Genomic DNA, 13828 nt, shown 5'->3' on the forward strand with positions numbered 1-13828 from the left:
GAAGGCGGGTTCGCTGTGCGAGCGCGATGGGCGGTCTCAGTGGGCCGGACGAGGGGCGGAGGTGCCCGGGTCATAGTCCTTGCGTGGCGGCGGTTGGATTGGCGGCCGACGCCTGCGCTCGGAGTCGGAATGGCTCGTCGGCTCCCGGCACCGGAAACGTTGTGTGACGTCAGCACGCCCGAATACTGTTCGCTACCTGATATGCGTAGGCTGCGCACTGTGCAGAGATGGCGAAGTCTCGACGAGGTCCCCGCGGACTGGGGCCGCTGTGTCGTCACGATCGGTGTGTTCGACGGTGTGCACCGCGGCCACGCGCAGCTGATCAGCCGGGCCGTGAAGTCGGCCGCCGCACGCGGCGTGCCCGCCGTGCTGATGACCTTCGACCCGCACCCGATGGAGGTGGTCCGCCCGGGCTCGCACCCGGCCCAGCTGACCACCCTGACCCGCCGCGCCGAACTGGCCGAGGAGCTGGGCGTCGACGTGTTCTGCGTCATGCCGTTCACGCAGGAATTCATGAAGCTGGCCCCCGCCCGGTACGTCCACGATCTGCTGGTCGAGCGGCTGCACGTGGCCGAGGTGGTGGTGGGTGACAACTTCACCTTCGGTAAGAAGGCCGCGGGCACGGTCGACACCATGCGCGAGCTCGGGAACCGCTTCGGGTTCGAGGTCGATGGCGTGACGTTGCTCGGCGAACACGCCGTGACCTTCTCCTCGACCTACATCCGCGCCTGCGTCGACGCGGGCGACATGGCGGCCGCGGCCGAGGCACTGGGCCGCCCGCATCGGGTCGAGGGTGTCGTGGTGCACGGCGACGGCCGCGGCAAGCAGCTCGGTTTCCCGACCGCGAACGTCGCGCCGCCGATGCACGCCGCGATCCCGGCCGACGGTGTGTACGCGGGGTGGTTCACCGTGCTCGGCCCCGGCCCCACGATCGGCACGGTCACACCGGGCGAGCGGGCCATGGCCGCCATCTCGGTGGGCACCAACCCGACCTTCTCCGGCCGTGCCCGCACGGTCGAGGCGTACGTCCTCGACGGCGAGGCGGATCTCTACGGCCAGCACGTCGCGGTCGATTTCGTCGAGCACGTGCGCGGACAGCGCAAGTTCGACTCCGTGGACGAGCTCATCGAGACCATGGGCCGTGACGTGGAGACCGCGCGCAAGATCCTGACCGCCGTCGACGACAGGTGAGTCTCGGCCCGCACGAGGTCGGGCTCCCCGGTGGCCGGACGCGACGTCGCGGCGGTGGCTCTCGTGCTCGATCGGAATGCGGACCGGCGCAACCGGAGCTCTGGACCGGGCGAATCGACCGGTGATTTCGGCCGGAGCATCCTGGTCCGGTAGGGTGGATCCTCGGGTTTGCTGCGGTCCGCGGTGGCGCCCGCACCGGGTAACCGGGTCTTCGAGCGCGGAACTGAGAAATTAGGAGTGGATGCCCCATGGCACTGACCACCGAGCAGAAGTCGGCGATTCTCGCCGAGTACGGCCTGCACGAGAAGGACACCGGTTCGCCGGAGGCGCAGATCGCGCTGCTGTCCAAGCGGATCGCCGACATCACCGAGCACCTGAAGAAGCACAAGCACGACCACCACACCCGCCACGGCTTGATGGCGCTGATCGGTCGTCGCAAGCGGCTGTCGAAGTACCTGCAGGACAACGACATCAACCGCTACCGTTCGCTGATCGAGCGCCTCGGGCTGCGTAGGTAGCTGTGTTCGATTTGCAGCGCCTGCGGCGCTGCGTGTTCGCGGCCCCCTGATGGCTCGCGTCCGAGTGACCGCTGCTGGCGACTTCGTCGCGGACGCAGCGATCACTCGGACGCGAGCCGGGCCGCGAACCGGGGAATGCTCGGTCTCGCTTCGCTCGAAAATGGGAGTGGGGCCGACGTGTCGCGGTGAGAGACAACCGCGCTACTGGACGCTCGCGTACCGGTTGGATGGCGGCCCGGCTCGCGGACGCAGCAATCGCTCGGACGGAGCCGGGCCGCGAACCGGGGAATGCTCGGTCTCGCTTCGCTCGAAAATGGGAGTGGGGCCGACGTGTCGCGGTGGAAGACAACGCGCTACTAGATGCTCGCCCTACCCGTTGGGTGGCGGCTGGGCGACCCAACGGTGCGGTGGCTCGCTGCCGAGTGGCTCTCTTATTGCTCGATCCGTGCCGTAGCCGAGGCGGTCGATAGCTCGGCGAACGGGGAGACGTACAATCTTTTCGTTGGCTACTTGTGTACCAGGGACGGATCTGTCCCGTCGCACGACAACATTGCACAGCCGTATGCACCCGCCCGCGTGGCGTCGGTCTTCGGTAGTGGCCTTTCGGCTGCGAGTTCGCGCCGTCGGGCTTCGATCGATGACCGCCTCCGCGTCGCCGTCTCCAAGGGGATTCGGCCGGGTGTGCGCGTCGCAGCCAGGAGGGTTGCCGCGCGCCCGTGCCCGGTACGGCTGACGAGAGCCGGATCGCGCTCGCAACGCGCTCGAGCCGGCGAAGACGAGAGGTTGAGAGAAGAGAAATGACCGAAACCACTGAACGCAAGAGCACGGCCGTCGAGGTCGAGCCCGGCGTCTTCGAATCCGTCGCGCTGATCGACAACGGCGGCTTCGGCACCCGCACCGTCCGGTTCGAGACCGGGCGCCTGGCCCGGCAGTCCGCCGGTTCGGTCGTCGCCTACCTGGACGACGAGACCATGCTGCTGTCGGCCACTACCGCGGGCAAGCAGCCCAAGGACCAGTTCGACTTCTTCCCGCTGACGGTCGACGTCGAGGAGCGGATGTACGCCGCGGGTCGCATCCCCGGATCGTTCTTCCGCCGCGAGGGCCGTCCCTCCACCGACGCGATCCTGACCTGCCGCCTGATCGACCGCCCGCTGCGTCCGTCGTTCGTCGACGGCCTGCGCAACGAGATCCAGGTCGTGGTCACCGTGCTGAGCCTGGACCCGAAAGACCTCTACGACGTGGTGGCGATCAACGCCGCGTCCGCGTCCACGCAGATTGCGGGCCTGCCCTTCTCCGGCCCGGTCGGCGGCGTGCGCGTCGCGCTGATCCACACCGGGGCGGAGTCTCAGTGGGTGGCGTTCCCGACCACCGAGCAGCTCGAGGACGCCGTGTTCGACATGGTCGTGGCGGGCCGTGTGGTCGAGTCCGGTGATGTCGCCATCATGATGGTCGAGGCCGAGGCCACCGATAACGTCATCGCGCTGATCGAGGGTGGTGCGCAGGCCCCGACCGAGGCCGTCGTGGCCGAGGGGCTCGAGGCCGCCAAGCCGTTCATCGCCCGGCTCTGCCGCGCGCAGCAGGACCTGGCCGAACTGGCCGCCAAGCCGACCGAGGAGTTCCCGCTCTTCCCGCCGTACGGCCAGGACGTGTACGAGGCCGTCGAGGGCACCGCCAAGCGCGAGCTGGGCGAGGCGCTGAGCATCGCGGGCAAGCAGGAGCGCGAGGAGAAGATCGATGAGATCAAGCTCGCCGTGCTCGATCGCCTCGGCGACGACTTCGCCGGGCGCGAGAAGGAGCTCGGCGGGGCCTTCCGCTCGGTCACCAAGAAACTGGTGCGCCAGCGCATCCTGTCCGACGGCTTCCGCATCGACGGCCGCGGTCTCGCGGACATCCGCGCCCTGTCGGCCGAGGTCGCGGTCGTGCCGCGGGCGCACGGCTCGGCGCTGTTCGAGCGTGGCGAGACCCAGATCCTCGGCGTCACCACGCTCGACATGGTGAAGATGGCCCAGCAGGTCGACTCGCTCGGCCCGGAGACCAGCAAGCGCTATATGCACCACTACAACTTCCCGCCGTTCTCCACCGGTGAGACCGGCCGCGTGGGTTCGCCCAAGCGCCGCGAGATCGGCCACGGCGCGCTGGCCGAGCGGGCGCTGATCCCGGTGCTGCCCAGCCAGGAAGAGTTCCCGTACGCCATCCGTCAGGTCTCCGAGGCGCTGAGTTCCAACGGCTCCACCTCGATGGGCTCGGTGTGCGCCTCCACCCTGTCGCTGCTGAACGCCGGTGTGCCGCTGAAGGCGCCGGTCGCCGGTATCGCCATGGGCCTGGTGTCCGACACCGTCACCAACGACCAGGGCGAGGACGAGGTCCGCTACGTCGCGCTGACCGACATCCTCGGCGCCGAGGATGCCTTCGGCGACATGGACTTCAAGGTCGCGGGCACCCGCGACTTCGTCACCGCGCTGCAGCTGGACACCAAGCTGGACGGCATCCCCTCGCAGGTGCTGGCCGGTGCGCTGAGCCAGGCGCACGACGCGCGCACCACCATCCTGGACGTGATGGCCGAAGCCATCACCACCCCGGACGAGATGAGCCCGTACGCGCCGCGCGTCACCGCCATCAAGATCCCGGTCGACAAGATCGGCGAGGTGATCGGGCCCAAGGGCAAGGTGATCAACCAGATCACCGAGGACACCGGCGCCAACATCTCCATCGAGGACGACGGCACCGTGTTCGTCGGCGCGACCGACGGCCCGTCGGCGCAGGCCGCGATCGACGCGATCAACGCCATCGCCAACCCGCAGCTGCCGAAGGTCGGCGAGCGCTTCCTCGGCACGGTCGTCAAGACCACCGCCTTCGGCGCGTTCGTCTCGCTGCTGCCCGGCCGCGACGGCTTGGTGCACATCTCCAAGCTGGGCAACGGCAAGCGTGTGGCCAAGGTCGAGGACGTGGTGAACGTCGGTGACAAGCTGCGCGTGGAGATCGCCGACATCGACAACCGCGGCAAGATCTCGCTGGTGCCGGTCGACGAGACCGCCGAGGAATCCGGCGACGACGCGGCCGATGCGGGCTCGGCCGGGACCGAGTAGTACTTGTCTCTGTGACGAAGAAGAAGACGACAACCCCTCTGCTCAGCACCGGGCAGGGGGGTTCGTCACTCGAGCTACAGGTGGACACGGACAGCGGAGTTCGGCGGACCGTGCTGCCCGGCGGATTGCGCGTGGTGACCGAGCACCTGCCCGGGGTGCGCTCGGCGTCCATCGGCGTCTGGGTGGGGGTCGGTTCGCGCGACGAAGGCCCGACCGTCGCGGGCGCCGCCCATTTCCTGGAGCACTTGCTGTTCAAGGCGACGCCGACGCGGTCGGCACTCGACATCGCCGAGGCCATGGACGCGGTCGGGGGTGAGCTCAACGCGTTCACCGCCAAGGAGCAGACCTGCTACTACGCGCATGTCCTGGACGAGGATCTGCCGCTGGCCGTCGACATGGTTTCCGACGTGGTGCTCAACGGTCTGTGCCGGTCGGTGGACGTGGACGTGGAGCGCCAGGTCGTACTCGAGGAGATCGCCATGCGCGACGACGACCCCGAGGACCTGGTCGGCGACTCCTTCCTGAGCGCGCTGTTCGGCGACCACCCGATCGGGCGTCCGGTGATCGGCTCGGTCGAATCCATCGAAGCCATGCGCGCGGCTCAGTTGCGGTCCTTTCACGTGCGCCGCTACCGTCCGGACCGGATGGTGATCGCGGTCGCGGGCAATGTGGAGCACGACCACACCGTGGAATTGGTGCATCGTGCCTTCGAGAACCGGCTCGACCCCGCGGCGGCGCCCGCGCCGCGGCGCGAGGGCCTGTTCCGCCCGCACGGCGCTCCGCGGCTGCACCGGAGTCACCGCGACAGCGAACAGGCGCACCTGGCCTTCGGCGTGCGTGCCTTCGGACGGCATGAAGGGGAACTGCGCTGGCCGCTGTCGGTGCTCAACACGGTGATCGGCGGCGGGCTGAGTTCGCGGCTGTTCCAACGCATTCGGGAAGAGCGCGGGCTGGCGTACTCGGTGTATTCCAGCGTCGACACCTTCGCCGACACCGGTGCGTTCTCGGTGTACATCGGCTGCCAGCCGGAAAACCTCGGCAACGTGGCGGCATTGGCGCGCGGTGTGCTCGAGGAGGTGGCCGCGGACGGCATCAGCGATGCCGAGTGCGCACGCGCCAAGGGCTCGTTGCGCGGCGGTTTGGTGCTCGGCCTGGAGGACTCCGCCTCGCGCATGAACCGGCTCGGGCGCAGCGAACTCAGTTACGGCAATCACCGCAGTGTGTCCGAGACCTTGGCCCGCATCGACGCAGTCACCACCGACCAGGTTTCCGCTGTCGCGCGGGCTATGCTGGCGCGGCCGTTCGCGGCATCGGTGGCCGGGCCGTACCAGCGCACCCGTGAGTTGCCCGCCGCCGTCCGGCGGCTGGTCCCGAACTGATCCCGGCGGGCCGCGGTCCGGGAAACCCGCGGCTCGGCGCGCAATCCGGTGGCGCGATACTGTTTCGGCCGTCCGCGTCGGAAAGACGCTGAACGCGATTGTCCGGGTGTCGAATCCGGCGATTTCTGGCAAGGAGTCGAGATGAACCGAACGAATCGTGCCCTCCGCGTACTGGGCGCGATCTCGATGCCGATCCTCGTGCTGTCCGGGTGCGGCGGTGAGAACGCGGAAGCCGTAGGGAAGGCAGGTGAGCCGACCGCGGCCGCGCTGCGCGCGGAGGCCACCGAGATGAACGCCGCACTGGCGAGTCACGACTACGCGGCGGCATACCGATTCCGTTCCACGCGCTGCAAGCTCACCCTGAACCAGGACGACTACGTGGCGTCCATGGCGCAGCTCTACGACGGCAGGGACCTGAAGACCAAGCCGTCCGAGGTCAGCGTCACCACCTCGGGAACGACGGGATCGGTCACGGTGAAGAACTTCGACGCCCGCGCGGCCGAGGACGACGCGAAGCCGAAGACCTGGACGTTCATCGACGGACAGTGGCGCTTCGACAACTGCTGAGCGTGAGCTCGCCCCGGCGGGTCACGAAGAGTGGGCGCGATTGGCGGCGTCGACGATCGTCGGGACCACGCCGGGCAGTGCGGATTCCAGGTCGTCGGCGCGCAGGCGCTGGCAGGTGTGGCCGTCGACGATCACGCGTTCGGTGAGGCCTGCCTCGCGCAGGATCTTGAAGTGGTGGGTGGCGGTCGATTTGTTGATCGCCTCGTAGAGCGCCCCGCAGCGCACCGCCGTTCCCGCATTGCTGAGCCGCCGCACCATCTCCAGGCGCACCGGGTCCTGCAGCGCGCCGAGCACGGTGGACAGCCCGGCCACCGGAGGCGGCTCCGGTGCGGCGCCGTTAGCGTCGGACATGATCTGGCTCACTCCCAGGTTTGATGATTGTCGTACCAGATGTATCGTCGACTGCGGTTCGATCACTATCAAACTTACCTGATCGGAGATCTGATGGCAGCGACGATGGCGGTGGCAGCCGACGAGCAGACCTCGCAACGCTGGGCCTACGCCCTGATTCTTGCGGCCAGTGGCGTCGCACTCGGGGTGTCCGGTGTGCCCGCACCGCTCTACGGCATCTACGAAACGCAGTGGCATCTCTCGCCGCTCACCACGACCATCGTGTTCGCCGTCTACGCCGTAGCCGCGCTGGCGGCGGTGCTGGTGTCCGGCCGGATCTCCGATGTGGTCGGTCGAAAGCCGGTGCTGCTCGGCGCCTTCGGCACGATGGTCGTCGGGCTGGTGGTGTTCATGCTCGCCGACAGCGTGCCCATGTTGCTGCTGGCGCGTGCGCTGCACGGTATCGCGGTCGGCTCGACCGTGGTCGCGGGCGCGGCCGCGCTGCTGGATCTACGTCCACACCGGGGAGCGCGATCCGGGCAGCTCAGCGGCGTCGCGTTCAACATCGGGATGGCGGTGGCGATTCTGGGCTCGGCGTTGCTGGCCCAGTACGCCCCGCATCCGCTGCGCACACCCTACGTCGTGATCACCGTCGTCTGCCTGGCGATCGGCGCCGGCGTGCTCGCGCTGCGCGAACCGCATTCCGCGCGGGTGTCCGGACGCATCCGGATCGCGAAACCCGCCGTGCCGCAGGAAATCCGTGCCGACTTCTGGTTCTCGGCGATCGGCGTGATGGCGGCCTGGTCGGTGCTCGGCGTGCTGCTGTCGCTGTACCCCTCGCTGGCCGCGCAGCAGACGGGCATCCACAATCTGGTCTTCGGTGGCACGGTCGTCGCGTCCACCGCGCTCTCCGGCGCCACCGCGCAGCTGTTCGCGACCAGGGTGCCCGCCCGATGGGCGGCGATCCTCGGTGACACCGGCATGGCGCTGTCGCTGCTGTCGACCGTGCCCGCGCTGGCTACGCACAACTGGGTCGCGGTGCTCGTCGCGGGCGTCGCGCTCGGAGCGACCTTCGGCCTCGGCTTCGGCGGTTCGCTGCGTCACCTGTCGCAGGTTGTGCCGCAACACAAGCGGGGCGAGACGATGTCGGCGTACTACCTGCTGGCCTACTCGGCCATGGCCCTGCCCACCATCCTGGCCGGCTGGGCCGCCACCACCTGGGGCCTGAGCACCGTGTTCCCGTGGTTCGTCGGTGTCGTCGCCCTGGCCTGCCTGATCGCGGCCGGTCTCGGTCTGCGCGGCAGCAGGGAGACGGCCGAGCGGGCGACGTGAGCGGCGATTGGGCTTTTCCCGCGATTGTCCGCTAATGTTCTCCGGGCGCGTCACGGACAACACCGCGATGCGAGTGCGGATGTAGCGCAGCTGGTAGCGCATCACCTTGCCAAGGTGAGGGTCGCGGGTTCGAATCCCGTCATCCGCTCCACGAAACGACCGCCACGGTGAATTCTGGCCTGCTCCTCGGCTCCACCTCCATTCGGAGGAATCCCACAACCCCGGACATGGTGTTGCGACCGATTGCCGGAATCCCGAGGACGGTCGCCTGGGAGCAATATTCTGCCAATGTGACCAGCGAACCGGCATGCCCGGCGCGACCATCCCGGCGGCGCGTGGCGCTGCTTGCTGTCGGCGCTGCCCTGGCGGCAAGTGGGGCCGCCACCCGACCCTTCAGCTGGCCGGCGAACGCGCTGGTGGTCGTGCTGGTGGTCGTGGTTGCGGTCCTGGCCTGGCGGGTCAGGCCAGTGCGTACTCGCCCCACCGCCCGGCTGCGGCGCGGCGCGGCCGTATGGTCGACACTGCTGGTCGCGGCGGCGCTGTGGGAGGGTTATGCGTTTGCCCGGCAACCGGAATGGACGCGGCCCAGCGACGAACATCCGACATTGTCGACGCTGCTGGATCCGGCTCTGGAGCAGTGGCCGCTGCGGATCGCCGGATGGTTGGTGTGGCTGGGTGTCGGCTGGTGGCTGGTGTCGAAATGAGCGATCGGGCGATCATCGTCGTCGGGTTCGTGCTGATACTGGCGGCCACGCTCGGCACGGTTGTGGTCACGCACCTGCGCCGCGATCTGGTGGCGCCCCTCGGTGAAACGATCACCTACCTCACCCGCACCCGGGCGGCGAGGATTGCCGCTGTGCTCGTGTGGGCGTGGCTCGGCTGGCACTTCCTCGCACGGTAGCCACGGAAAACTCATTGTCCAGTCACGGACCGGACCACTAACGTCGCTTCGGTTTGTCCACCGATCAACCGAAGGAGATCCGTCATGGAACCCGTCACCGAACGCGACATCCGGTCGTCGTTCGTCAACTGTTCGAAAGGAGACGCCAAACGGTTGCCCGTGCCCAGGGACCTGAACGAGCGGCCATGGGAGGATCTGGACTTCCTCGGCTGGAGCGATCTGTCCTTGCCCGGTCGGGGCTACCTGATCGTCCCGCAGGACGACCGCCTGGTCGGCGTCGCTCTGCGCTACGCCACCGGCGGACCGGGGCGGGCACAGATGTGCACGATCTGCCTGACCACGCACACCGGCGGCGGCGTATCCCTGATGACCGCCCACAAGGCCGGGGAATCCGGGCGCCGCGGTAACTCGGTCGGCACCTACATGTGCACCGATCTCGCCTGCTCGCTGTACGCACGGAACAAGAAGCGGCCCGCGCTCGGGAGTCGCTATCGCGAAGACCTCACGCCCGAGGAGAAAGTCGAGCGGGTGCGCGACAACATGACCGCGTTCCTCGCGAAGCTCTACGCCTGATCGCCCTGCTATGCCTGTCCACACCGCAGCCCATGAGCTGCCGCCCGAACGGAGGTAGATGCCATGTGCCGACACTCGAGGATCACCGGCCGAGCTGCCCCGAGTTCAGCTATACCGCAACAGAACTCGGGGCGGCAGGATTCCTCGCTGGTTGAGTCGGCCCGGACCGCCCGGACCGTCCCATCCGGCGAGCAATCCGCGCTGCGCGAGCGGTGAGTCCGCATCGGATCCATCGCGGTGATTAGCCCGCAGTCGCTTCATTGCGACGTGTCCTGGCGCCCGGGTTCCTCCCATACCTCGCGCCAGCTCGGTGCACCCGGCACCAGATCGGGCAGGTCGGGTACGGCCCCCGCTTCGTCGACGATCGGGGAGATGATCTCCGCGTGCTGTTCGCGGGCCAGTCGCGCCGCCTCCCGTCCCGCCTCGGTGACCGAACGGCCCAGCTGTTCGGGGGTCACGCGGAGGGCGGCTTGGGTGAACCGGACATCGGTGAGCACGCCCCCGGCGTCCACGGTCACTTCCACCAAGCCGTCGGCCGACTCGGCCGTGCACCGCACCGCCGACAGCTTCTCGTGCACGTCCGTCAGGTGGGCGCGCTGCTCGGCGAGCGCATCCAGAATGTGGTCCACCTGGTTGCGGATTCCGCTGTTGGCGGAGCGCAGCCCGTCGCGTTCCCACCGATCCACCGGCACCTACCTCCTCGAACCCACCTGGCCTGAAAACCGAATTGTCTCGGCATGGCCGAGCGGCCGCGGAGAGGCCTTCCCAGTAACGGGAAGGATGGTGTGGTCAGTCCGCCGCAGCCTCGGTTTCCTGCACGGCCAACCAGCGCACGCCACCCGGGTCATCGGTGGTCAGCACCGCGGTTACCCAGCGGCGGGTCACGCTCCCGGCCACCCGGTGGGCTTCCAGGAAACGGATGACCGCCGCACTCTCGGAGCGCAGGAGTTCCTCGACGTCGGACACCTCGATGGTCAGCCCCGGCACGGAGTTCCCGGCCCGGCGCAGACCGGCGATGAGCTCGCTGCGGCCCAGCAGGTCACCGCCGGTCGTCACCATGGTGAAGCGCTCGTGCTGTGCCGCCGCGAACCGCTCGAACACCTCGACCGGAGCTTGTGACCCCAGCCACGTCGCGAGGTCGGCATGCAGCCGCTCGACTACGCCGACCAGATCGAAACCCATGCGCGGCATCGTACGTCGAGCGAAATCACGCGCCGCCGTACGGGACGGTGATCACCTCCAGGTAATGACCGCTCGGGTCGAGGAAGTACACGCCGCGGCCGCCGTCGTTGTGGTTGATCTCGCCGGGATGCTGCTGGCGCGGATCGGCCCAATGATCCACTCGATAACGCTGGATCTTGGCGTAGGCCGTGTCGAACTCGGCCTCGGAGATCAGGAAGGCGTAATGCTGGGGCTGGATTTCGCCGAGGTCCGGCGGTACGTTCGCGAAGTCGAAGGTGACGCCGCCCGTGAGGGAAACCGGAATGAACGGTCCCCACGGTGTCCCGACTTCCAGTCCCAGGATGTCCGCCCAGAATTCGGCGGACTCGCGGTTGTCGTGGCAACCGACGATGGTGTGGTTGAACTGCACAGACAGTGGAATTTCTCCTCTGAGTCGTGACGGTCCCGACCCCGGGCTCGGTGCAAGGCGGCCAACGGGAGCACCGTCACGGTCGAAGAAGATAGCACCGAATCCCTGGTGTCGCCAGGTCCTGTGGTGGCGGCCGTACGCAACCACCGCGCCGCGGGCGGTGCGAAAACAAACACGGTAGCGTCGGCGGAATGAGGATTCGTGGCGCGGTACTGGAGCGGATCGCGGCGCCGGCGCCGTTCGCCGCATCGACGCCGATCGCCGTATGCGAACTCGACCTGCGCGAACCGGGCCCCGGGGAGCTGCTGGTGCGGATCGAAGCGGCGGGACTGTGCCATTCCGACCTGTCCGTAGTCGACGGCAACCGGGTACGGCCGGTGCCGATGCTGCTCGGGCACGAGGCCGCGGGACGGGTCGAGTCGGTCGGCCCCGGCGACGGCGATATCGCGGTCGGGCAGCGCGTCGTGATGACCTTTCTGCCGCGTTGCGGCGAATGCGCGGGCTGCGCGACCGACGGCCGCACACCCTGCGTGCCCGGCAGTATCGCCAACAACGCGGGTGAATTGCTCGGGGGCGGGCGGCGGTTGCTCCGCGAGGGCGCCGAAGTGCACCACCACCTGGGCGTATCCGCCTTCGCCACGTATGCGGTGGTGGATCGCAGGTCGGTGGTGCCGGTCGAAGACGACGTGCCCCCTGACGTCGCGGCCGTGCTCGGCTGCGCGGTACTGACCGGCGGTGGCGCCCTCTTGAATTCGGCGAAGCCGGGCATCGGGGACCGGATCATGGTCGTCGGCCTCGGCGGTGTCGGCATGGCGGCGATCCTGGTCGCGGTGTCGCTCGCGGCGGAGGGCCACGAGGTAATCGCGGTCGACACCGTGCCCGACAAGCTTGCTCTCGCACGGGATTTGGGCGCGCACGCGGCGTATACCCCGGCCGAGGTCGCCGAGCTCGGCATACAGGCCGAAGTGGTGGTCGAGGCCGCGGGCAACATCCGCGCTTTCGAGACCGCGGTCGCCGCGACCGCGCCCGGCGGCACCACGGTGACCGTCGGACTGCCCGCTCCTCATGCCCGCGCGAGCATCTCGCCGCTGGCCTTGGTCGCACAGGGGCGTTCGATCGTCGGCAGCTACCTCGGTTCCGCCGTGCCTTCCCGGGACATTCCCGAGTACATCCGCATGTGGCGGTCGGGGCGTCTGCCGGTGGAACGGCTCGTCTCGGCGCGTGTCGGCCTCGACGACATCAACCGAGCCATGGACGAACTCGCCGCGGGCCACGCGCTGCGTCAGGTGATCGTCTTCGACTGACGCGTCCCGGTGATGCGGCGGTGACCCTCCCTGGGAACGTGGACCGGGGCCGTTCACTCGGCAGGCGGGTCCAGCGCGTCGACGAATCGTTCGAGCAGCCGCGCGAAGTCGGCGCGCTCGGCGGCGGTCCAGCCCGCCATGGCGGCGGCCATGGCTTTGCGACGCCCGGTCCTGGCGGCGGCCACCGCGTCCTGTCCGGCGGAGGTGAGGCGCAGGACCGCCCGCCGTCCGTCGCGCTGATCGGCCACCCGTTCCAGCAATCCGGACGAGACCGCTTGGGCCACAAGGCGACTCGCGCGCGGTTGGTCGATACCGAGAGTGGGGGCGAGTTCGCCGACCGTATCGGCGGCGCCATCGGCGACGGCGTCGAGCACACGGAACACGGCGACCGGAATCGCGCCGTCGCTCAGCGCGCCGCGCGTCTGCCTGCGCCGGATCCGGACCATCGCGGTTTCTACGGCAATGGTGCTCGCGTCGTGCTCGTCCACTCGCTCAGCCTGTCACATCCGACAACTAGATGTATTATTACATTTAGTTGTTCATCGACATACATAAGGGGTCGCGATGGCCATCCAGCGTGGAATCGGGTACTGGCTCGTGGAACTCGACCGGCTGATCAACCAGCGTTTCGACGAGGACCTCGCCGCGGGCGGGCTCGGCCGTAGACGCTGGCAGGCACTGCACTCGCTGGTGAAGGGCCCACAGCGCGCCGACGACGTCCACGACGCGCTCGACACCTTCTGGGCCGACGACGCCGAATGGCCCGCCGAACTGGCCGAACTCATCGAATTCGGACTGGTTGCCAAGGACGGAGAAGTCTTGTCGCTGACCGAGGCGGGGCGTGCGATGCACGACGAGACGTGGCTCCGGATCGGCCTGCGCAGGTGGCAGATGGCGCAGGGGATCAGCGCCGAGGAGTTCGCCGAGACCGTGCGCAGGTTGCAACAGATGGCGGCGAACCTCGCGGCCACGCCGAGTACGGAGGTCGGCGGCCCGGCGCGGGGCCGCGGAGGGACTTCGTCCGACGGCGACCATTAGGCTGACACCGACCGAAGC

16 protein-coding genes and 1 tRNA gene are annotated in these 13828 nt (G+C 68.6%); 12 read left to right on the forward strand and 5 right to left on the reverse strand.

Annotation, left to right across the window (positions count from 1 at the left end):
* Nucleotides 1-219: 219 nt before the first annotated feature.
* From OHA40_RS26155 to OHA40_RS26175, 5 genes are all read left to right on the forward strand, one after another.
* A complete protein-coding gene (locus OHA40_RS26155) occupies nucleotides 220-1191 on the forward strand; it encodes a bifunctional riboflavin kinase/FAD synthetase (protein WP_330229513.1) in 972 nt (323 codons plus the stop codon).
* A gap of 248 nt (nucleotides 1192-1439) precedes the next feature.
* The gene (rpsO, locus tag OHA40_RS26160; protein WP_039799352.1) at nucleotides 1440-1709 is read left to right on the forward strand and encodes a 30S ribosomal protein S15; all 270 of its coding nucleotides are present in this window, start codon (nucleotides 1440-1442) and stop codon (nucleotides 1707-1709) included.
* A gap of 797 nt (nucleotides 1710-2506) precedes the next feature.
* On the forward strand, nucleotides 2507-4795 hold the full coding sequence (locus OHA40_RS26165; protein WP_330229514.1) for a polyribonucleotide nucleotidyltransferase: 2289 nt from the start codon (nucleotides 2507-2509) through the stop codon (nucleotides 4793-4795).
* A 38-nt stretch (nucleotides 4796-4833) separates the two neighbouring features.
* Nucleotides 4834-6174, forward strand: coding sequence for a M16 family metallopeptidase (locus tag OHA40_RS26170; RefSeq protein WP_330234383.1), 1341 nt, complete (start codon nucleotides 4834-4836; stop codon nucleotides 6172-6174).
* A gap of 141 nt (nucleotides 6175-6315) precedes the next feature.
* Nucleotides 6316-6741, forward strand: a complete 426-nt coding sequence (locus OHA40_RS26175) for a hypothetical protein (protein ID WP_330229515.1) — start codon at nucleotides 6316-6318, stop codon at nucleotides 6739-6741.
* 21 nt (nucleotides 6742-6762) lie between these two features.
* On the opposite strand, the gene OHA40_RS26180 is transcribed toward OHA40_RS26175, so the two are convergent.
* On the reverse strand, nucleotides 6763-7092 hold the full coding sequence (locus OHA40_RS26180) for an ArsR/SmtB family transcription factor (RefSeq protein ID WP_330229516.1): 330 nt from the start codon (nucleotides 7090-7092) through the stop codon (nucleotides 6763-6765).
* 93 nt (nucleotides 7093-7185) lie between these two features.
* Here OHA40_RS26180 and OHA40_RS26185 point away from each other — a divergent pair, with 93 nt between their 5' ends.
* From OHA40_RS26185 to OHA40_RS26205, 5 genes are all read left to right on the forward strand, one after another.
* Nucleotides 7186-8403, forward strand: coding sequence for an MFS transporter (locus OHA40_RS26185; RefSeq protein ID WP_330229517.1), 1218 nt, complete (start codon nucleotides 7186-7188; stop codon nucleotides 8401-8403).
* A 75-nt stretch (nucleotides 8404-8478) separates the two neighbouring features.
* Nucleotides 8479-8554 (forward strand) — tRNA-Gly (locus tag OHA40_RS26190).
* 139 nt (nucleotides 8555-8693) lie between these two features.
* Nucleotides 8694-9107: a hypothetical protein gene (locus OHA40_RS26195; protein WP_330229518.1), complete on the forward strand. Its 414-nt coding sequence runs from the start codon at nucleotides 8694-8696 to the stop codon at nucleotides 9105-9107.
* Nucleotides 9104-9304 (forward strand): DUF6186 family protein, encoded by a 201-nt coding sequence (locus OHA40_RS26200; RefSeq protein ID WP_330229519.1) that lies wholly within the window; start codon nucleotides 9104-9106, stop codon nucleotides 9302-9304. Before OHA40_RS26195 ends, OHA40_RS26200 begins: the two co-directional genes overlap by 4 nt.
* An 84-nt stretch (nucleotides 9305-9388) precedes the next feature.
* Nucleotides 9389-9877, forward strand: coding sequence for an FBP domain-containing protein (locus tag OHA40_RS26205; protein WP_330229520.1), 489 nt, complete (start codon nucleotides 9389-9391; stop codon nucleotides 9875-9877).
* Between the two features lie 257 nt (nucleotides 9878-10134).
* On the opposite strand, the gene OHA40_RS26210 is transcribed toward OHA40_RS26205, so the two are convergent.
* The 3 genes from OHA40_RS26210 to OHA40_RS26220 form a co-directional block, all read right to left on the reverse strand.
* Nucleotides 10135-10569 (reverse strand): YbaB/EbfC family nucleoid-associated protein, encoded by a 435-nt coding sequence (locus OHA40_RS26210; protein ID WP_330229521.1) that lies wholly within the window; start codon nucleotides 10567-10569, stop codon nucleotides 10135-10137.
* Between the two features lie 97 nt (nucleotides 10570-10666).
* Entirely contained in the window at nucleotides 10667-11059 is a 393-nt protein-coding gene (locus OHA40_RS26215; protein WP_330229522.1) for a hypothetical protein, read from the reverse strand.
* A 25-nt stretch (nucleotides 11060-11084) separates the two neighbouring features.
* Nucleotides 11085-11474, reverse strand: coding sequence for a VOC family protein (locus OHA40_RS26220; RefSeq protein WP_330234384.1), 390 nt, complete (start codon nucleotides 11472-11474; stop codon nucleotides 11085-11087).
* Between the two features lie 185 nt (nucleotides 11475-11659).
* Here OHA40_RS26220 and OHA40_RS26225 point away from each other — a divergent pair, with 185 nt between their 5' ends.
* Nucleotides 11660-12772: an alcohol dehydrogenase catalytic domain-containing protein gene (locus OHA40_RS26225; RefSeq protein WP_330229523.1), complete on the forward strand. Its 1113-nt coding sequence runs from the start codon at nucleotides 11660-11662 to the stop codon at nucleotides 12770-12772.
* A 53-nt stretch (nucleotides 12773-12825) separates the two neighbouring features.
* On the opposite strand, the gene OHA40_RS26230 is transcribed toward OHA40_RS26225, so the two are convergent.
* A complete protein-coding gene (locus OHA40_RS26230; protein ID WP_330229524.1) occupies nucleotides 12826-13260 on the reverse strand; it encodes a MarR family winged helix-turn-helix transcriptional regulator in 435 nt (144 codons plus the stop codon).
* Between the two features lie 76 nt (nucleotides 13261-13336).
* Here OHA40_RS26230 and OHA40_RS26235 point away from each other — a divergent pair, with 76 nt between their 5' ends.
* Nucleotides 13337-13810 carry a hypothetical protein gene (locus tag OHA40_RS26235; protein WP_330229525.1) on the forward strand — a complete coding sequence of 158 codons (474 nt, stop codon included), beginning with the start codon at nucleotides 13337-13339 and terminating at the stop codon, nucleotides 13808-13810.
* Nucleotides 13811-13828: the final 18 nt, after the last annotated feature.

The sequence above is a fragment of the Nocardia sp. NBC_00508 genome, assembly GCF_036346875.1.
Taxonomy (GTDB): Bacteria; Actinomycetota; Actinomycetes; order Mycobacteriales; family Mycobacteriaceae; genus Nocardia.

Coding starts and splice junctions, on each gene's coding strand:
- OHA40_RS26215 (WP_330229522.1), bottom strand. CDS start 11,059: ATGGGTTTCGATCTGGTCGGCGTAGTCGAGCGGCTGCATGCCGACCTC.
- OHA40_RS26180 (WP_330229516.1), bottom strand. CDS start 7,092: ATGTCCGACGCTAACGGCGCCGCACCGGAGCCGCCTCCGGTGGCCGGG.
- OHA40_RS26185 (WP_330229517.1), top strand. CDS start 7,186: ATGGCAGCGACGATGGCGGTGGCAGCCGACGAGCAGACCTCGCAACGC.
- OHA40_RS26205 (WP_330229520.1), top strand. CDS start 9,389: ATGGAACCCGTCACCGAACGCGACATCCGGTCGTCGTTCGTCAACTGT.
- OHA40_RS26235 (WP_330229525.1), top strand. CDS start 13,337: ATGGCCATCCAGCGTGGAATCGGGTACTGGCTCGTGGAACTCGACCGG.
- OHA40_RS26165 (WP_330229514.1), top strand. CDS start 2,507: ATGACCGAAACCACTGAACGCAAGAGCACGGCCGTCGAGGTCGAGCCC.
- OHA40_RS26175 (WP_330229515.1), top strand. CDS start 6,316: ATGAACCGAACGAATCGTGCCCTCCGCGTACTGGGCGCGATCTCGATG.
- OHA40_RS26225 (WP_330229523.1), top strand. CDS start 11,660: ATGAGGATTCGTGGCGCGGTACTGGAGCGGATCGCGGCGCCGGCGCCG.
- OHA40_RS26200 (WP_330229519.1), top strand. CDS start 9,104: ATGAGCGATCGGGCGATCATCGTCGTCGGGTTCGTGCTGATACTGGCG.
- rpsO (WP_039799352.1), top strand. CDS start 1,440: ATGGCACTGACCACCGAGCAGAAGTCGGCGATTCTCGCCGAGTACGGC.